Annotated in this window: 18 protein-coding genes; 10 read left to right on the top strand and 8 right to left on the bottom strand. The window is 71.5% G+C overall.

The genetic code is table 11. The annotated features are described in order from the left end of the window. Positions 1-33 precede the first annotated feature (33 nt). The 5 genes from K8640_RS24795 to K8640_RS24815 form a co-directional block, all read right to left on the bottom strand. Positions 34-1,284, bottom strand: a complete 1,251-nt coding sequence (locus tag K8640_RS24795) for a DUF1615 family protein (protein WP_223749313.1) — start codon at positions 1,282-1,284, stop codon at positions 34-36. 424 nt (positions 1,285-1,708) lie between these two features. Beyond that, on the bottom strand, positions 1,709-2,356 hold the full coding sequence (locus tag K8640_RS24800) for a hypothetical protein (RefSeq protein WP_223749314.1): 648 nt from the start codon (positions 2,354-2,356) through the stop codon (positions 1,709-1,711). 450 nt (positions 2,357-2,806) lie between these two features. Next, complete coding sequence (locus K8640_RS24805) at positions 2,807-3,622, bottom strand: hypothetical protein (protein WP_223749315.1); 816 nt, start codon at positions 3,620-3,622, stop codon at positions 2,807-2,809. Positions 3,623-3,741: 119 nt separating this feature from the next. Next, positions 3,742-5,547, bottom strand: coding sequence for an acyl-CoA dehydrogenase (locus K8640_RS24810; protein WP_223749316.1), 1,806 nt, complete (start codon positions 5,545-5,547; stop codon positions 3,742-3,744). 22 nt (positions 5,548-5,569) lie between these two features. Further along, positions 5,570-5,752: a hypothetical protein gene (locus K8640_RS24815; protein WP_223749317.1), complete on the bottom strand. Its 183-nt coding sequence runs from the start codon at positions 5,750-5,752 to the stop codon at positions 5,570-5,572. 319 nt (positions 5,753-6,071) lie between these two features. On the opposite strand from K8640_RS24815, the gene K8640_RS24820 reads away from it, so the two are divergent. Continuing rightward, positions 6,072-7,214: a hypothetical protein gene (locus K8640_RS24820; protein WP_223749318.1), complete on the top strand. Its 1,143-nt coding sequence runs from the start codon at positions 6,072-6,074 to the stop codon at positions 7,212-7,214. Further along, entirely contained in the window at positions 7,211-7,474 is a 264-nt protein-coding gene (locus K8640_RS24825; protein ID WP_223749319.1) for a hypothetical protein, read from the top strand. The genes K8640_RS24820 and K8640_RS24825 overlap by 4 nt, the downstream gene beginning before the upstream one ends. Before the next feature lie 3 nt (positions 7,475-7,477). Here the strand turns inward: K8640_RS24825 and K8640_RS24830 are convergent, their stop codons facing one another. Continuing rightward, positions 7,478-8,026, bottom strand: coding sequence for an ECF-type sigma factor (locus tag K8640_RS24830; protein ID WP_223749320.1), 549 nt, complete (start codon positions 8,024-8,026; stop codon positions 7,478-7,480). A gap of 492 nt (positions 8,027-8,518) precedes the next feature. Between K8640_RS24830 and K8640_RS24835 the strand changes: the two genes are divergently transcribed. Next, positions 8,519-10,600, top strand: coding sequence for a methyl-accepting chemotaxis protein (locus K8640_RS24835; protein WP_370640387.1), 2,082 nt, complete (start codon positions 8,519-8,521; stop codon positions 10,598-10,600). 55 nt (positions 10,601-10,655) lie between these two features. Here the strand turns inward: K8640_RS24835 and K8640_RS24840 are convergent, their stop codons facing one another. Both K8640_RS24840 and K8640_RS24845 read right to left on the bottom strand, forming a co-directional pair. Continuing rightward, positions 10,656-10,955, bottom strand: a complete 300-nt coding sequence (locus K8640_RS24840) for a hypothetical protein (protein WP_223749321.1) — start codon at positions 10,953-10,955, stop codon at positions 10,656-10,658. Between the two features lie 57 nt (positions 10,956-11,012). Then, positions 11,013-11,312, bottom strand: a complete 300-nt coding sequence (locus K8640_RS24845) for a hypothetical protein (protein WP_223749322.1) — start codon at positions 11,310-11,312, stop codon at positions 11,013-11,015. A gap of 255 nt (positions 11,313-11,567) precedes the next feature. Between K8640_RS24845 and K8640_RS24850 the strand changes: the two genes are divergently transcribed. The 7 genes from K8640_RS24850 to K8640_RS24880 all read left to right on the top strand — a co-directional run bounded on the left by K8640_RS24850 (position 11,568) and on the right by K8640_RS24880 (position 17,973). After that, the gene (locus K8640_RS24850) at positions 11,568-12,503 is read left to right on the top strand and encodes a 4-hydroxyproline epimerase (RefSeq protein ID WP_223749323.1); all 936 of its coding nucleotides are present in this window, start codon (positions 11,568-11,570) and stop codon (positions 12,501-12,503) included. Next, a complete protein-coding gene (locus tag K8640_RS24855; RefSeq protein ID WP_223749324.1) occupies positions 12,500-13,636 on the top strand; it encodes an FAD-binding oxidoreductase in 1,137 nt (378 codons plus the stop codon). The genes K8640_RS24850 and K8640_RS24855 overlap by 4 nt, the downstream gene beginning before the upstream one ends. Further along, positions 13,629-13,778, top strand: coding sequence for a hypothetical protein (locus K8640_RS24860; RefSeq protein WP_223749325.1), 150 nt, complete (start codon positions 13,629-13,631; stop codon positions 13,776-13,778). The genes K8640_RS24855 and K8640_RS24860 overlap by 8 nt, the downstream gene beginning before the upstream one ends. After that, positions 13,771-14,040, top strand: coding sequence for a (2Fe-2S)-binding protein (locus tag K8640_RS24865; protein WP_223749326.1), 270 nt, complete (start codon positions 13,771-13,773; stop codon positions 14,038-14,040). The genes K8640_RS24860 and K8640_RS24865 overlap by 8 nt, the downstream gene beginning before the upstream one ends. 110 nt (positions 14,041-14,150) lie before the next feature. Further along, positions 14,151-15,431, top strand: a complete 1,281-nt coding sequence (locus K8640_RS24870; RefSeq protein ID WP_223749327.1) for an FAD/NAD(P)-binding oxidoreductase — start codon at positions 14,151-14,153, stop codon at positions 15,429-15,431. Next, entirely contained in the window at positions 15,428-16,318 is an 891-nt protein-coding gene (locus K8640_RS24875) for a dihydrodipicolinate synthase family protein (RefSeq protein ID WP_223749328.1), read from the top strand. Before K8640_RS24870 ends, K8640_RS24875 begins: the two co-directional genes overlap by 4 nt. A gap of 80 nt (positions 16,319-16,398) precedes the next feature. Beyond that, entirely contained in the window at positions 16,399-17,973 is a 1,575-nt protein-coding gene (locus K8640_RS24880) for an aldehyde dehydrogenase (NADP(+)) (RefSeq protein ID WP_223749329.1), read from the top strand. Positions 17,974-17,985: the final 12 nt, after the last annotated feature.

The raw sequence follows: 17,985 nt of genomic DNA on the forward strand, positions 1-17,985 counted from the left end.
GGCCCTCCGTGTCCGGGGCTCCCGGTGGACGGGTCACTTCGCGCCCTGGATGTCCCGGGCGCGAGGTGGCGGCTTCGTCGAGTCGCGGTAGCGGCCCTGGCACTTCTGGAAGCGCGCGTCGACGGAGCGGGCGAACCAGGCCGTGGTGCGCTCGCCCTTCAGCTTCGGGCTCTGGAGCGTCACCTGCGGCAGCTGCGCGTAGACGGGGGACTGGCCCGTCTGGTTCGCGAAGACGCGCTTCACCGCGCGGAAGGTCTCCGTGGACTCGAAGGACTCCTCCTTCTCCTTCTTCACGTCGCGGCGGACCTGGCGCTCGCTGAGGTCCGGGGCGAGCGTGCGACGGAAGGTGAGCAGCGCGGTCAGCGACTTGCTGTCCTGGCTCTTGGGCTCGCCGTTCTTGTCGTAGAGCTGGAGGTCTCCGTCGAGCACCAGCGACACGCCGGTGAGCTGGCTGACCTGGGCCTGGAGGGCGGTGTTGCGCGAGGCGTAGACCCCGGCGTTGTAGTCCGCGAAGCGGAAGAGGGGCTGGGGGTAGGCGGCCTCGAAGCCGAGCAGTCTCGCGGTGCCGTAGCGCACGCCGCCCGCGCGGGTGTACAGCGCGTCGCGCACCTTCACCGGGTCCGCGTCCTCGCCCGCCTTCTCCACCGCGTAGCGGACGCTCACCTGCATGGAGCCCGCGGTGGTGACGGGGTTCAAGTCCTCCAGTCGCCGCGAGGAGAACAGGGCGCTGGCCAGGTTCATCGTGGCGTAAGTGGTGGGGTACTCGGCCTCGTAGAACGCGAGCATGTCGCGGAAGAGCTTGTCGAGGTCCCGCTCGGTCTGCACGGCGCGCAGCCGCTCGTCGAACGTGCGCTTCTGGCCGGGCGCCTTGCCGGAGAGCACGGAGGCCAGGGCCTTGTGACCGAGCGGGCCCAGCGTGTCCGCGTGCTCCTCCAGCTTCGCGCGCACCATGCGCGAGAGGTTCGGCACGGCGGGGTCCGCCTTGTAGCCGGACTCCTGCTCGATGATGGCGAGCACGGAGCACACCGCGACGGGAGAAGGCGGCACGTCCTCCGCCTCCAGCGCGGCGAGCACGTCGCGGGCCCAGCCCTCCTTCTCCTTCACGTGCGTGGGGATGAGGCGGGTGACCTGCTGGACGGAGAGCCTGGGAGGGGGCGGGACGGTGGGCTCGGGCGTGCCCGCGCCTCGGGGGGCGCAGGCGGTGACGAGACACAGCAGGGCCCAGGCGACGCGCTGAGCTCCGCGGCGTCGCGTTCCGGTTCCACCTGGGCCTGGGTCATCCATCCGCGCGCCTCCGAGATGCGGCACACCGCTCCACCGATGTCGGACGGTGGAACAGCCCGTACGGCGACTTCCTCCCGCCGCCGTGCTCGTCGACGGCGGGACCGCGGAGGCATTCAGTCCGTGACTCGGGGCGTCATCCTACCTTGGCTCAGGTGGAGGCGGAATGTGTTCGCACGGGAGCGCGGGTGGGTCGCACCTCGCGTGCGACGTGGTGACGACTCCAGGATGGCGAAGCCCGATGGCTCGGGCGTGTCCTCGTGGCGTGATCGTCTGCACCTGCTTGGCCGTGGCGGAGGCGTGCGTCGCGGGGCACCGCGACCTTCCATGAAGACGAAGCCCGATGGCGCTCGGGCGTGTCCTCGTGGCGTGGTCGTGGACTCGGCTCGGCGAGAGGCGGACGTATGCTCCCGTCAGCAACTGCCTGTCAGCGGCGGATGCGCACGTCGCGCGCGACGCTGCGGCCTCCCATGAGGACGAAACCCGCTCGCACCGGCGTGCCCTCCTGGAGCTGGCGCAACGACACGCGCCGGCCCTGGCGCATGCCCTGGCTGCGCTCGTCGAGCGTGAGCACGTAGTCGTTGCCCTCGCGGTCTCGCACGGTGATGGTGTCGCGGCCCACGCGCTTGACCCGGCCGCTCACGGCGCTGGAGGCGATGACCACGTCCTCGAGGGAGCGGTTCGACGTGTCCTCGGGGAGAGCGGCCTGCGCCGCTCGCGCGGCTCCCTTGAACCAGTCCTCGTCCTCGCTCGCCTGCACCGCCTCGGTGCCAATCATGATGCGACCCGCGCCACCGGTCCCCGTGCTCGCGATGGCGTTGCCCTGCGCGCCCGTGCCTTGCGTGGTGCTGGTGTCCCGCGCGCCCGTGCTGGCGTTGCCCGTGCTCGCGGTGTTGCCCTGCGCGGTGCCCGTGCTCGCGGCGTTGCTCTGCGCGGTCCCCGTGCTCGCGGTGGCGTTGCCCTGCGCGTTGCCCGTGCTCGCGGCGTTGCCCTGCGCGGTGCCGGAGTTCCGCGCGCCCGTGCTGGCGTTGCCCGTGCTCGCGGCGTTGCCCTGCGCGGTGCCGGTGTTCCTCACACTCGTGGCAGCGTTGCCTTGCGCGGCGCCAGCAGTCCGCGAGCCCGTCGCGGTGTTGCCCGGGGCTGTACCCGTTACAGGGTTGCCTCGCGTGTCGCCGCCCGTGCTCGTGCCGGTGTTCTGCTCAGTACCCGTCGGAGTCCCGACGAGGCCCGCCAACTCGGGAGACTCGACCTGCTCGGACTGTCCACTCGTGGCGCGAGCCGCCCTTCCACCTTCGTGTCCCTGGCGCTCGGCACAGCCCGTGACGCACGCGCAGAGACCCAACATTCCCACCCACGCCCATCGACTACCCATCCGCGCACCTCGCGTTCTCATTCGGAGTGACCTGCGAGGAGGTCCGTGCAAACGCCGTGCTCCAGCCAACCAGCCCGGGGGCCCGTGCCCTCGTCAGTCCCTGACGGCGTCTGCTCGCCTGCCAGCCCTCGATGGGTCCCGCCCCGACGTCGCTCAGCGAGGGCTCGCCATCGCGCGCGCCACGGCCTTCACGTGGGTTCGCACCAGCTCGCGCGACGCCATCAGGTCCGTGGCGTTGTCGGGCGTGTAGCCCAGACACAGCACCACGTCGTCCTCGGGCGAAGCGCGCACACCGAGCTTCATGTAGTCGAGCATTCGAGGCACGGGCTCGCCCTCCGTGTCCTTCGTGAAGCGACCGAAGACGCCCGCCTTCGGGTCCCTGCGCGGCGCCGTCTCCTTCAGCGCGAACAACTTCCGCACCGCCGCGAGCACCCCGGGCTGCTCCACCATCTGCTCCGGCCGAGCCGGTCCACCCAGCTCCCACTCCAACAGCCGCAGGCAGCCACGCACGTACTCCACATCCGTGATGACCAACCCATACAGATACCAGTCCGCGCACGCCGCCTGGACCAGGCGCGCCTGCCCATCCGTCAGCCACCCGAACGACGGACACGTGAACGTTTCACACACCGACGCGCGATACACGCCGCAGTCCCGCAGGTCCGTCCCACCCGTCGTCAGCGGATGCCCCAGGCACCCCACCTGCTTGCGGTCCTTGTCCAGGAACCCCAGCAGCGGACACACCCTGACCGCCGGGAACATCGGCGCCGCTCGGCGCGCGTCCACCAGCTCCTTCGCCGCCGCGCTCCAGGCAGACGCCTCGTACGGCACCCGACGCAGCCGCTCGGTCTGCATCGCGAGCTGCTCCATCAGCGCCCCGCGCGAGTGGTCCCTGAAGTTGTAGAGGCCACAGCAGGCGCCACACGAGGCGCCCCCACCGGGCTGGCAGAGGTGGAAAGAGACAGACACCCTTCACATCTTACGAGCACCAACGATTAATGCAGCCGAAACGTAGCGAGCGAGCAGTCGTTTCACACACTCCGAGCAGGCGGCCGGGCGTCGGAGTGTGAAGCCCGAGTGGGGTGGGTTCAGAACCACTCGGGGCGCATCCGGGCGTAGGAGTCCTCGCCGGTGCGGCACAAGTCGACGAGCAGGGGCACGCGGGGCAGCTCCACCGCGAACCAGTACTGCGCGGCGGCGAGCTTCCCCTCGTAGAAGTCCGAGTCGCCCTGGCCGCGCGCCAGGCCCTCCTTCGCCGCGGCGGCCTGCTCCAGCCAGCGCCACGCCACCGCGAGGATGCTGAACAGCTCCAGGAAGTCCGCGCTGTGGCGCAGCATCAGCTCCACCTCGCCCGCCATGCCCTTGGCGCCGAGCTCCGAGACAAGCTCCGCCACCTCGCCACACGTCCGCTCCAGCGCGTCACCCCACCCAGCGTCCACGCCCGCCGTCTTCGCGCGCGCCACCGTGCGGCCCACCTCCCGCGCGAAGGTCGCCAGCGCCGCGCCGCCGCCCGCCACCACCTTGCGGCCGAGCAGGTCGAGGCCCTGGATGCCCGTGGTGCCCTCGTGGATGCTGTTGAGCTTCTGGTCCCGGAGCCACGCCTCCGGCAGGTACTCGCTGGAGTAGCCGTAGCCGCCGTGCACCTGCACCGCGAGCGCGTTCGCCTCGAAGCCGCGCTCGGCCGGGAAGCTCTTCGCCACCGGCGTGAGCAGGTCCACCAGCAGCCCCGCGCTCCGGCGCGTGTCCTCGTCCGTGGCGTGTGACGCGAGGTCCGCCTGGTACGCCGCCGTCACCAGCAGCGACAGGCCGCCCTCCACGATGGCCTTCTGTCTCAGCAGCATGCGCCGCACGTCCGCGTGCTCGATGATGGGCGACTGCGGCCGGGTGGCGTCCTTCGCCCCGGCGGGCCGACCCTGGGGCCGCTCGCGCGCGTACGCCACCGCCTCATGGTACGCCGCCGACGCGGTGGCCACGCCGTTGAGGCCCACCATGATGCGCGCCTCGTTCATCATCTGGAACATGCACGCGAGCCCCCGGCCCGGCGGGCCCACCATCCAGCCGCGACAGTCACCCGCCTCGCCGTAGTTGAGCGCGAGGCTGGGGATGCCCTTCCAGCCAATCTTGTGGATGACGCCCGCCACGCGGACGTCGTTGTCCACCAACGCGTCGCCCTCGCGCCGCCGCGCCGGCACCGCGAACAGGGAGATGCCCCGCGTGCCGCTCTCGGGGCCCTCGGTGCGCGCGAGCGTGAGGTGCACGACGTTCTCGGTGAAGTCCTGGTCGCCGCCGCTGATGAAGATTTTCGAGCCCTGGATGCGCCACGTGCCGTCCCCCGCGGGCGTCGCGCGCGTGCGCACGTCCGCGAGGCTGCTGCCCGCCTGCGGCTCGGTGAGGGCCATGGTGCCGGTCCACTCGCCCCGGTACAGCGGCTCCATGAAGGCCTGCTTCACCTCCGGCGAGCCGAAGACCTCCAAGAGGTGGGCCGCGCCGTGCGTCAGCCCCAGGTACGCGTACGCGCTGAGGTTGGCGGCCATGAGGTACGCGCTGGCCAGCGCGTGCACCGTCATCGGAAGCTGTTGTCCGCCCACGTCCGGAGGCCGGGTGGCGGTGAGCATGCCCAGCTCGACGAGCCGCGGGTACAGCTCGCGCATCAGCGGGTGGACCTTCACGCGGCCGCCCTGGAAGGACGGGGGCTCCAAATCCAGCGTGCGGTACGTGGGGTAGAGCACCTCGCGCGCGAAGCGGCGGGCGCTGTCGAGCAGCAGGCCGAAGGTCTCGCGCGAGTGCTCGGCGAAGGCGGGAAGCGTGCAGAGATGCTCGACGTGAATCACCTCGTCGAGCTGGAAGTCCACGTCGCGGTCCGACAGCAGCGGATTGGGGCGGGGCGCGCTCATGCCCGCGTTGTTAGCAGGAGCGCTACCAGGAGGCGATGGCCTCGTCGAAGTCCACGGCCTCCTCGTCGTCGTCGCGAGGCGCGTGGGTTCGCAGTGCGGAACGGCGCCACCGCTTGCCGGGACCGCGAGGCGTCTGGTGTCGCTCGCCCAGGACCTCCAGCAGGCCGGACGTCATCGCCGCTTCACCCAGGCCTTCCAGGCGCATGGGGCGACGCAGGCGCCCCAGGAGGCGTCGCCGCGCCGGGCCCGAATCCCAGTTCGAAGATGTTGTGCTCCACATGACACGCTCCTGCTCCGGGAGGCACCCGCTGCTGCTTGCACGTACGACTCCTCAACTTGGGTCTGCCCTCCGGTCCGTGCCATGTGGGGAGCGCTCGCCCCCTCGCCGGCCGCCGGCTGGACGACACGGAGACCGAGCGCCCGTCCGCTCGGCCCCCGGCCTCGAACGACCGCTCAGCTGTCCGCGTTGACCGTTCACCGGCGTCGTCCACGGAGGCACTGTCCGCTGGCGGATAACCCGGGGCATGCGACGCATGCTCCTGCTGCTGCTGGCGATGGCGGTGTGGGTTCCCTCCCTGCAACTGGGGTTTCGTCCCGACAATCCCCGGGACTGGGTGCCGGCGCTCGCCGCGCGGCAGCGGGCCCTGGCCCTGGTGGCGGAAAGCCCCGAGCGCGACGTGCTGCGTCGGTCCAATCCGGAGTGGGACCTGATGGCGCGCACCTTCTGCGTGCTCGCCTTCGCGAACCTGGCGCTCCACGAGCCGGAGCGCAGGGCGGAGCACCTGGCCGTCGTCGACACGCTCATCACGCGCACGCTGGAGGACGAGCGGGGAGGGGTGGACACGTTCCTCCTGCCGTACGTGCACGCCGCGCCGTTCAGGGACGCCTCGGGGCGCAGCCTCTTCATCGAGGGCGAGGTGGCGTTGATGCTCGCGGCCCGGCAGCTGGTGGAGCCGCGCGAGGCGTGGGCGTGGCCGCTGCGCGAGCGGGTGGACCGCATGGCCGCGCAGCTGGAGCGGGCCCCGCTGCTCTCGGCGGAGAGCTATCCCGACGAGGGCTGGATCTTCTGCAACACCGTGGCGCTCGCCGCGCTGCGCCTGTCCGACGCGGTGGATGGCCGCAGCCACGCCTCGCTGCGCGAGCGGTGGGTGCGCTCGGCGCGCGAGCACCTGCTGGACGCGCGCACCGGGCTGCTCGTCTCCAGCTTCACCCACGAGGGCGCGACGCGGGACGGACCCGAGGGCTCATCGCTGTGGCTCGCCGCGCACATGCTCCAGCTGGTCGATGCCGACTTCGCGCGCGAGCAGTTCGAGCGCGCCCGGGCGCTGCTCATCGGCGAGCGCCTGGGCTTCGCCTGGGCGGCGGAGTGGCCCGCGTCGGATGCGCGCGCGGGCGACATCGACTCCGGTCCCACGATTCCGCTGGTGAACGCGAACGCGGGCTCGAGCGGATTGGCGCTGGTGGCGGCCTCGGCCTTCGGCGACGAGGCGCTGCTCATGGGGCTGTCCACCAGCCTGCGATTCGCCGCGTTCCCCATCCTGGAGGACGGCGGCCTGCGTTTCGCGGCGGGCAATCCGCTGGCCGATGCCGTGTTGCTGTACTCCCTGACGCAAGGTCCGCTGTGGCGGCGAGCGCTGTCACCGCGAACGCTGGAGGCCCACCGATGATGCTCACCCGGATGTCGCGCGCGCCCAGGGTCTTCATGGCGCTGGTGTGGGTCGCCGTCTTCCTGCTGCTGCACCTGGCGGGAGGCCGGCAGTATGTCGGCGTGCTGTCGGGCACCCGCGTGGGGGGCGCGCCCGAGCTCGTCTTCGGGCTCCTGTACGCGCTCGCGTGGTTCGGCGCCGTGCTGCTGGCGCCCATCCTGCTCCTGGCGGGCCTCGCGGACGCGGCGCTGCCCCGGCCGCCTTCGGCGAAGCGGCGCTGAGCCTCAGTGGCTCAAGCGCTCGGTCAGCCAGACGCGCACGTAGGACCAGTCCCGGCGCGCCGTCGCCTGGGAGACCTCGAGCACCCCGGCCGTGTCGGGCAGGCTCAGGCCCGCGAAGTAGCGCAGCTCCACCAGCCGCGCGAGCCGGGGCTGGAAGGACTCCAGCTCCGACAGGGCCTCCTCCAGCTGGAGCACCTCCAGCTCGGCGCCCGCCGGCGCTTCGTCTCCCAGGTGACGCAGGCTCACCCGCTCGCGCCTCGCCGCGCGACGCAGGAGGAGCGGCGCCCGGGCCCGGTCCACCAGGACCTTGCGCATGGCGCGCGACGCGGCGCACAGGAAGCGGGGACGGGACTCCAGGGGGACGCCCGCCGCGAACAGCCGCGCCCAGGCCTCCTCCACCAGCCGCACGGGGTGCTGGGGCGTGAGCTCGGACACCTCCGGCGAGAGCCTCCACTGGAGCTCCCGACAGGCCGCCGCCATCAGCGCATCCCGAGCGCCCGAGTCCTCTTCCCGCGCCCCTTCCAGCAACTCCGCCAGCTCCGCCGTGCTCATGTATCCCCCTCGGTCCTACCTGGACCGCCCCCGGAACCATCTCCGTGCTCCTTCTTAACGACGGATTAGCCGGAAATCCTTGAGCGGCCGGAAGTAACCCTCACCGGGCAACAATCCCACCCGGGCAGGTGGGGAGGCGGCCCGGACCGTTGACCCGCTCGGCGGAGGGCCTCTTCGGGGCCGGCGCCCCGATACAGCGTGTCGACATGGATACATGCATGACACAGCTCGCGGTTTGTTCGTGATTGGCTCGCGTGACGCGAGTTTGTTCCATGAAGACAGTGGAGCAGTGTTCCAAGTGTCGACGTCCGTCTCGAGCCTGCTCACACGCGGGGAAGGAGCAGACGGGCGGGGTGGGGTGGACCCGTTTACAGCGATGTCTCGAACACACGAGCATCGCCATACATGTCTTGGTCTCCTGTCTCGCAGCGCGTGTCGTCGTCGTGTCGTGTCTCGCGTCGCGGTCCTGCTGTTTGCAGAGGGCGTCACCGCGTGTCGCAATCCACGCGTTGGCTGGTGGTGCTGTGCTGGATGCTGGTGCTGGCGTGGAGCTCCGCGGCCCAGGCGCAGACACGCGCCGCGAGCGTCATGGAGTTGAAGGACGGGTGGCTCCATCACTGGGGAGACTCACCGCTGGGGCCGGACGGCGTGCCCACGTGGGCGAAGGAGCCCGACAAGGTCGACTGGAAGTCGATGGAGGCGCTGAAGGTCCCGCCGGGTCGGGAAGCGCACACGATGTTGTGGGTGAGCATCCCCGTGCCTCGAGGTGGATGGGGTGAGCCCGCGCTGATGCTGGGCTCGGTGACCAACGCGTACGAGGTCTATGTCGACGGCCAGCGTGTCTACGCGAACGGGAAGCTGAACCCGTCGGGGACCGAGGTGCGCGAGTCCATCTGGGCGCAGCTGATTCCGCTGCCCGCCTCCGCGCAGGGCTCGCGGGTGCTGCTGCGCATCCAGAGCAGCACGGCGGCCATGGGCGTGAGCCAGCACGCGCGGGTGGGGCCTCGCCACGAGCTGCTGGCGCGGGTGGTGCGCACGGGGCTGGGCTGTCTCGTCACCGGCAACCTGCTGCTGGTCATCGCGCAGGTGGCGCTGGGCATGTCGCTGCTGGGGCGGCAGCGGCGCATGTTGTTGGCGCTCGGCGTGTTCTCCGGCGGCGCGGGCGTGCTGCTCGTGGGCATGAGCGGGGTGGTGAGCGCGGTGTGGGGCGTGGAGCTGTCGCTGTGGCGCGCCACGTTCCTCGCGGCCTACTGCGTGCTGCCGGGGCTGGGCTGGTTCATCCAGGAGGGCATCCTGGAGGGGCGCGCGCGCTGGTTCAGCGCGGTGGTGTGGACGGTGACGGTGCTCGCCGCGCTGCAGGCCGTGGTGGCCATGGTGGACCTGGGGACGGCGAGCCGGCTGTTCCAGGTGCTCATGCTGTACTCCATTCCGGTCCTGCTGACGTACGTCATCGTCGCGGTGGTGGCCGCGCTCCGGGGCAACGTCGACGCGCGCATCTTCAGCGCGGGCCTGGGGGTGCTCACCCTGGTCCTGGTGGCGGCGATGCTGCCGCTGTTGGGCTGGGTGAAGATGGAGGGGATGTTCATCCACTGGGGCTTCCTCGCCTTCACCGCGTCGCTGGTGGGAATCGTGGCGCGGCGCTCCTCGCATGTGGTGCGCTCGCTGTCGTCGCACGCGAGCCAGCTGGAGGCGCGGCGCAAGGACGTGCGCGAGCTGGCCGAGGGCATGGGCACCGGCGCCGGGGAGCTGGCCACGGTGGCGCAGCAGCTGCGCACCTCGAGCGAGGAGCAGACGGACGGCATCGGACGTCAGGCGACGGCGCTCAAGGAGCTGGAGCAGACGGTGCAGGAGATTCGCCAGGGCTCGCTGGTGACGGCGGACAAGGCGCGTGTGCTGGCCGAGTCCATCGTCGCCGCGGAGGAGGCGGGGCGCGACGGCGGCGCGGCGCTGGACAAGACGCTGACGAACCTGGAGGCCATCCGCGAGGAGGTGTCGGAGATGGCGCGGCGCATCCTCGCGCTCGATGAGCGGACGCGGGAGATCGCGGGCATCGTCGACACGGTGAAGGGCCTGGCGGACCAGTCCAACATGCTCGCGGTGAACGCGGCCATCGAGGCGGCGCGCAGCGGCGAGCACGGCCGGGGCTTCAGCGTGGTGTCTCGCGAGGTGCGCAGCCTCGCGGACCAGTCCATCCTGGCCACCCAGCGCATCCGCGAGGTGCTGGAGGGTGTGAGCAGCAGCATGCGCGAGGCGGCGAAGATGAGCGAGCAGGGCGAGCAGCGCGTCCGGGTGAGCGTGGAGGCGGTGCGCGTCTCCGGCACGCAGCTGCGCAAGCTCGCGGGCATCATCGGCGACACAAGTAACAGCGTGCGGCAGATCTCGGCGGCCGTGTCACAGCAGGACGCGGGCACGTCGCAGATCGCCGTGGCCATCCAGGACATGTCGGAGCAGATGCAGCAGACGCTGCGGGTCGTCGAGGAGACGCGCAACGTGACGCGCTCGGTGCAGACGCTGGCGCAGAGCATGGCCGGCTCGGCGCGCAAGGCGCTCGAGTCCGGCACGCTGGGCAGTTGAGGGAGTGCGTCTCGTCCACGCTCCTCGCGGCGTGGACGAGAGGGAGGAAGCGGCCTCAGTGGGCGGCTTCACCGCCGCCGCACAGGCCACTCCAGTAGTAGTAATAGGGCGTGGGCGTGGTGTCGCCCCAGGTCTGGATGACGCCGCGGCACTTGCAGATGACCACGCCGGTGGGCTCACCGCTCATCGAGGGGTCCGCGTAGTAGTAGTACTCCCAGGCCGTCGTGCCGTCGCAGACGTCGCTGGCGCTCCGGGACGTCCCGTCCTGGACCTGCTCCTCGCCGTCGTGAGCGACTCCACAGCCCGTGAGGACCGCGGCCGTCAGCATGACTCCCAGGAAGTTGCGTGGATGCATGTCGTGCTCCTTGAGGGGTGAGGAACAGATGCTATTCCATGACGGATGCCATCCGGATTACGGCTCGATGGGGCCGGCGCAGAGCGGGTGGAAGGGACCACACGCGAAGCGCTGGGTGCAGAATCCACCCCCCTGGGTGGGCCAGGCGTAGGCGACCGTCTCGGGGGCGCCGGGAGGGCAGTCGAGGGTGTGTGAGTCGACCCGGCACCAGTCCGCGGGGTCACACGTCCACGGGTCCGAGATTCGCTGGTGCGTGGACGTGTCCCGGGCCTGGGGACTCCCGGCATCGGAGTCCGGACCACAGGCCGTCAGGAAGAAGGCCACCACGACAACTCCACTTCGCTTCCGAAGGTTCATTGCGTGCTCCCTTTGCGTGAGAAGGCACAGCCTCGCCCGGAGGGCTGACACGCGGCCAGGGCCGTGAGGCGGGCGCCGTGGCCGGGTGCGTCACCCGGTGCCGAGGCCATGGCGCCGCGGGGCGGGAAAGGGGGGCTCCTCGCTCCCGGCGCATTTGCGTGTTTGCCACGCGGGTGTGGTCGAATCGCGCAAGAAACCGCGCTCCAGGACTCCTAGGGTTGCATCCGGGAGGTCCGGGTGGAGGGCTTGGTCCGCATGCGGCGCATTCGAGTCATCGACAGTCATACAGGGGGTGAGCCCACGCGGGTGGTGACGGAGGGCGGCCCGGAGCTGGGCACGGGCGACCTGGCGAGCTTGCGCGAGCGGTTCCGGGAGCGCTTCGACGACTTCCGCAAGGCCATCGTCTGTGAACCCCGGGGCTCGGACGTCATGGTGGGCGCACTGTTGTGCCCGCCCGTCAGCGCCTCGAGCGTCGCGGGCATCATCTTCTTCAACAACGTCGGCTACCTGGGCATGTGTGGCCATGGGACCATCGGCGTGGTGAAGACGCTGGAGCACCTGGGCCGCATCGGCCCCGGCGTGCACGCGCTGGAGACGCCCGTGGGCGTGGTGAAGGCCACCCTGCACCCGGACGGGAGCGTCAGCATCGCCAACGTGCCCAGCTACCGCTGGGCGCACGACGTGAAGGTGGACGTGCCCGGGCATGGCGAGGTGCACGGCGACATCGCGTGGGGCGGCAACTGGTTCTTCCTCTCGCGCGCGACGAACCCGCCGCTGGAGCTGGCGCGGGTGCCTGCGCTGCTCGCGTACACGTCCGCCATCAAGCAGGCGCTCGCGGACCAGGGCATCACGGGGGAGGGCGGCGCGGAGATCGACCACGTGGAGCTGTATGCGCCGTCGCCGACGCCGGGCGTGGATGCGCGCAACTTCGTGCTGTGCCCGGGGCTCGCGTATGACCGTTCTCCGTGTGGCACGGGGACGAGCGCCAAGGTGGCGTGCCTGGCCGCGGAGGGCGCGCTCGCCGAGGGCGATACGTGGGTGCAGGAGAGCATCATCGGCAGCCGGTTCCAGGCGCGCTACGTGCGTGATGGCGAGCGCGTCCTGCCCACGATTACGGGCACCGCGTCCGTCAACGCGGAGGCCACGCTGCTGGTGGACCCGAAGGACCCGTTCGCGTGGGGCATCGGATGAGCGCCTTCGACTGCGTCATCGTCGGCGGTGGCATCGTCGGCGCGGCGCTCGCGGAGGCGCTGTCCACCGAGGGGATGTCCGTGGCGCTCGTCGAGGCGCGCTCCATCGGCGCCGCGACCACCGCGTGCGGGATGGGACACCTGGTCGCGATGGATGACAACGCGGCGGAGCTCGCGCTGACCGCGTACTCCGTGTCGCTCTGGCGGCAGCTCGCGCAGGGGCTGCCGCGCACCGTGGAGTACGACGCGTGCGGCACCTTGTGGCTGGCGGCTGATGACGAGGAGATGGCCGCCGTCTCCGCGAAGGTCGCCAATTATCGCGCCGCGGGTGTTCGGGCCGAGGTGTTGGATGCGGCCGCGTTGTACGAGGCGGAGCCTGCGTTGGCCCCCGGGCTCGTCGGTGCGCTGCGGGTGCCGGATGACGCCGTGTTGTATCCGCCGGTCGCCGCGCGGACCTTCGCGCAGAGGGCGCAGGCGCGTGGGGCGAAGGTGATGACGGGATGTCCGGTCCGGGAGCTGCGGCCCGAGGGTGTCGTCCTGGCGAACGGAGAGGTACTGAAGGCCGGGCGGGTGGTGCTCGCGGCGGGCGTGGCGAGTCCCTCGCTCTGTCCGGAGCTGCCCATCTCTCCGCGCAAGGGCCACCTGCTCATCACGCGGCGCGGTGCTCCCGTGGTGCATCACCAGCTCGTGGAGCTGGGGTATCTCAAGAGCGCGCATGGCACGGATGGGGCGTCGGTCGCGTTCAATGCGCAGCCCCGGGTCACCGGGCAGTTGCTGCTCGGGTCGTCGCGGCAGCCCGGGGAGGCGAGCCGTGAGGTGGAGGCCGCCATCCTGGAGCGCATGCTGAAGCGCGCGGCGATGTTCCTCCCGGGACTCGATGGCTTGCAGGCGCTGCGCGTGTGGACGGGACTGCGTCCGGCGAGCCCGGATGGACTGCCGCTCTTGGGGGCGCATCCGGAGAAGCCGTGGCTGTGGCTGGCTTGTGGGCATGAGGGATTGGGCATCACCACCGCCACGGGGAGCGCGCGGTTGGTCGCGGACCAGATGCTCGGGCGGACGAGCGCCATCGATGTGTCGGCGTACTCGCCCTCTCGCTTCCTGGGTGGGGCGACTCGCGAGGTGGCACATGCGTGAGTGGGTGCCGCAGGGCGCCTCGACGGACGTGCGCCGCCCATGGATGGGCGCTTCGTCGCTCTACGCCGCCGGTGGGCTGATGCATGAGCAGGAGTCGCAAGGCTCCTGGAGGCCGCGTCGTCGCGAGGTGCCCCATGGGTGAGCCGTCGCGCAAGGCACCTGCCTCCGTCACGCTGCGTATCAACGGGCAAGCCGTCACCGTTCCCTCGGGCACCTCCGTGGCCGCGGCGCTCGCGATGACGGAGCGGTTCGTCAGCCGCGCGGACCTGGGTGGACGTCCTAGGGGCCCGCTGTGCGGCATGGGCGTGTGCTTCGAGTGTCGGGCCACCGTCGACGGCGTATCCGAGGTCCTCACGTGCCTGACGCCGTGTCGTGACGACCTGGAGGTGGTGACCGATGGGTGAGGGATTCATGCCCGGAGTTGCGCGTGTCTCCTCCTCGTTGCCGAGTGGGTGCGAGGCTCGCCGTCTCCTGTGCGTCACGGCCCGCTGTGTGTCCGAACAGGAGCGCCCCGATGCGTGAGACGTGTGACGTCGTCATCGTCGGCGCGGGACCCGGTGGGCTCGCCGCCGCCTGTCATGCGGCCGAGGCGGGATTGAAGGTCCTGGTCCTCGATGCGCAGCCCGAGCCCGGTGGGCAGATCTGGCGCGGTGAGGCACGGACGGGGAAGAACCCGCTCGCGCGCAAGTGGCTCACGCGCTTCGCGGCCTCGGGTGCTCGCTTCCGTCCTGGCGCGCGGGTCATCGCCTCGCCCGAGCCCGGTGTGCTCCTGGTGGAGGAGGGCGCCTCCTCGTTCACCGTGCACCATGGCCGCGCCATCCTGGCCACGGGTGCACGTGAGCGCTTCCTCCCGTTCCCCGGCTGGACGCTCCCCGGTGTGCTCGGTGTCAGCGGTCTCCAGGTGCTCGTGAAGGACGGCCTGCCGATTCGCGGCAAGCGCGTGGTGCTCGCGGGCACGGGGCCGCTGCTCCTCGCCGCCGCCGCGACGATTCAGTCCCACGGCGGAGAGATCCTCTCCATCGCCGAGCAGGCTCCCGCCGCGGACCACTGGCGCTTCGCGCTCCAGCTCTGGCGCCATCCCTCGAAGCTGCTCCAGGGCGCGGTGATGACCGCGAAGCTCATCAGCGTCCCCACGTCCACGGACGCGTGGGTGCTCGCCGCCGAGGGCACGGACCGCCTGGAGTCCGTGCGCCTGTCCGTGCGAGGCCACGAGGAGCACCTGCGCTGCGACTACCTGGGCGCGTCCTATGGCCTCGTGCCCAACCTGGAGCTGCCCCGGCTGCTGGGCTGCGAGGTCTCCCACGGCGCGGTCCTCGTGGACGACCGACTGGAGACCCGAGTCCCTCGCGTGCACGCCGTGGGCGAGCTGCTCGGCATCGGCGGTGTGGACCAGGCGCTCGTCACCGGCGAGCTCGCGGGCCTCGTCGCCGCGGGCCGTCCCGTCCCCGAGTCTCTCGCCCGTGCCTGGCGAGGCGTGCGCGACTTCTCCGTCCACCTCGCGCGGCACGACGCACCCCGCGAGGAGCTGCGCCGACTGGCCCGGCCCGACACCCTGCTGTGCCGCTGTGAAGACGTGCCCCTGTCCGCGCTGGAGGGCTGCACGAATCTGCGCGAGGCGCGCCTGTACGCCCGGCTGGGCATGGGCGCGTGTCAGGGGCGCACCTGCGGCCCCGCGGCGCAGACGCTCTTTGGTTGGTCGGGCGAGGACGTGCGCCCGCCCTGTCTCCCCGCGCGCATCGGCAGCCTGCGCCTTCCTCCCTCCGACGTTTCCCCTTCCCACACGAGCAAGTCATGAGCCTCTGGTCCGGTGTCCTCCCCGCCATCACCACCCCCTTCAACGCGGACCTGTCCGTCGACCACGGCGCGGTGCGCTCGCACGTGCAGTGGCTCATCTCGCAGGGCTGCACGGGCCTCATCCCCTGCGGCTCGCTGGGTGAGGGCGCGACGCTGACCTCCGAGGAGAAGGTCGCGCTGATGCGCACGTGCGTGTCCGCGGTGAAGGCGCCCGTCATCCCCGGCATCGCCGCGCTGTCCACCGCGGAGGCCGTGCGGCTGGCCCGCGCCGCCGAGGAGGCCGGGTGCGCCGGCCTCATGGTGCTGCCGCCGTATGTCTATTCCAGCGACTGGCGCGAGATGAAGGCGCACATGTCCACGGTCCTCCGCGCCACGAAGCTGCCGTGCCTGCTCTACAACAACCCGGTGGCCTACAAGACGGACTTCACGCCCGCGCAGTTGGCGGAGCTGGCCGCCGAGCACGACAATGCGGTCGCCGTGAAGGAGTCCTCCACCGATGCCCGCCGCGTCACCGGCATCCGCGCCCTGCTGGGCGACCGGCTGACCCTGGGCGTGGGCGTGGATGACTGCCTCGTCGAGGGCGTGGAGGCGGGCGCGCGCTTCTGGGTGGCCGGGCTGGTGAATGCCTTCCCCGCCGAGTCGGTGCGCCTGCTCGAGCTGTCCCTGGCCGGCAAGAAGGACGCTGCGTTCGCGCTGTACCGGTGGTTCCTGCCGCTGTTGCGCCTGGACACCGTCCCCAAGTTCGTCCAGCTCATCAAGCTGGTGCAGCAGGAGATGGGCTGGGGCCACGAGCGGGTGCGCGGGCCCCGGATGGAGCTGGTGGGCGCCGAGCGTGAGGAGTGCCTGCGCGTGCTGCGCGAGGCGTTGGCGAACCGCCCCGCGCTGTAGGGCCGATTCGTGGTGTGACGTAGCCGAGGTCGAAGCTTCGAGGGGCACGCCCGTGTCCCTCCCCGACGTGAGGTAGTGGCATGAGCTGGATGGGATTGTCGTTGATTGGCGCCGGGCGCGGCGAGCCCGGTGGCGCGACGTTCACCGGATGGAACCCGGCGGAGGGCGTGGCGCTGGAGGTGCGCTTCCACGCCGCGCGGCCGCATGAGGTGGAGCGGGCGTGCTCGCTCGCGGCGGAGGCGGCGCCGTCGCTCGCGGCCCTGTCCTCGCGGCAGCGCGCGGTGTTCCTGGAGCACATCGCCGAGGCGCTCCTCGCGGCGGAGGCGGACTTCCTCGCGGTGACGCCGAAGGAGACGGGCCTGCCTCCCGCGCGCATCCAGGGGGAGCTGGGCCGCGCGGCGGGACAGTTCCGCCAGTTCGCGCGACTGCTGGAGGAGGGCAGCTGGGTGGACGCGCGCATCGACCACGCGCTGCCCGACAGGAAGCCCCTGCCGCGCGCGGACCTGCGCTCGATGCTGCGCCCGGTGGGACCGGTGGCGGTGTTCGGCGCGAGCAACTTCCCGCTCGCGTTCTCCGTGGCCGGAGGTGACACCGCGTCCGCGCTGGCCGCGGGCTGTCCCGTCGTGGCCAAGGCCCACCCCGCGCACCCGGCGACCTCGGAGCGCGCGGCCCTGGCCATCCGCGCCGCCGTGTCCGCGTGTGGCCTGCACGAAGGTGTGTTCTCGCTCCTGTTCGACGCGGGCACGGAGGTGGGCGCGGCGCTCGTGCGTCACCCGGCCATCCGCTCGGTGGGCTTCACGGGCTCGCGTCAGGGAGGACAGGCGTTGATGGCGTTGGCCGCCTCCCGTCCCCTGCCCATTCCCGTCTTCGCGGAGATGGGCTCCATCAATCCCATCTTCGTGTTGCCGGAGGCCCTGGCCGCGCGACCCGAGGCGATGGCGGACTCGCTGGCCGCGTCGATTCTCCAGGGGGCGGGACAGTTCTGCACCTCGCCCGGCCTGGTCGTGGCGGTGGAGGGGCTGGGGTATGAGGCCTTCCGCGCGCGGCTGGCGGAGAAGCTCGGTGCGGCGTCGCCCGCGCCCATGCTGACGCCGAACATCGCCGAGCGCTTCCGTGAGGGCGTCGGCCGGCTCGCGGCGCGCACGGACACCCGGACCTGTGTGCGGGGTGAGTCTCGGGCGGCGCTCGGGGCCGCGGCGCTGTTCGAGGCGCCAGCCACGGTGGTGCTCGCGGAGCACGCGCTGACCGAGGAGGTGTTCGGCAGCTGTGCGGTGCTGACGCCGGCGAAGGACGCGGCGGAGCTGGTGCGCGTGGCGTCCGGGCTGGAGGGACAGCTCACGGCGACGGTGTTGATGGACGCGGGGGACACGGCGGTGGCGGCGGAGCTGTTCCCCGTGCTGACGGACCGCGTGGGGCGCGTGCTGGTGAACGGGGTGCCCACGGGCGTGGAGGTCTGCCCGGCGATGGTGCACGGCGGGCCCTTCCCGGCCAGCTCGGATGGGCGCTTCACCGCGGTGGGCACCGGGGCCATCCGCCGCTTCGTGCGGCCCGTGTGCTACCAGGACGTGCCGGACGCGCTATTGCCGGTCGAACTGCGCGAGTCGAACCCGCTGGGCCTGTGGCGCACGGTGGATGGCGTGCTGAAGCGGGAGTGACTCGACTCCCAG

The organism is Myxococcus sp. XM-1-1-1 (assembly GCF_020037095.1).
In the GTDB taxonomy this organism is placed as follows: Bacteria; Myxococcota; Myxococcia; order Myxococcales; family Myxococcaceae; genus Myxococcus; species Myxococcus fulvus.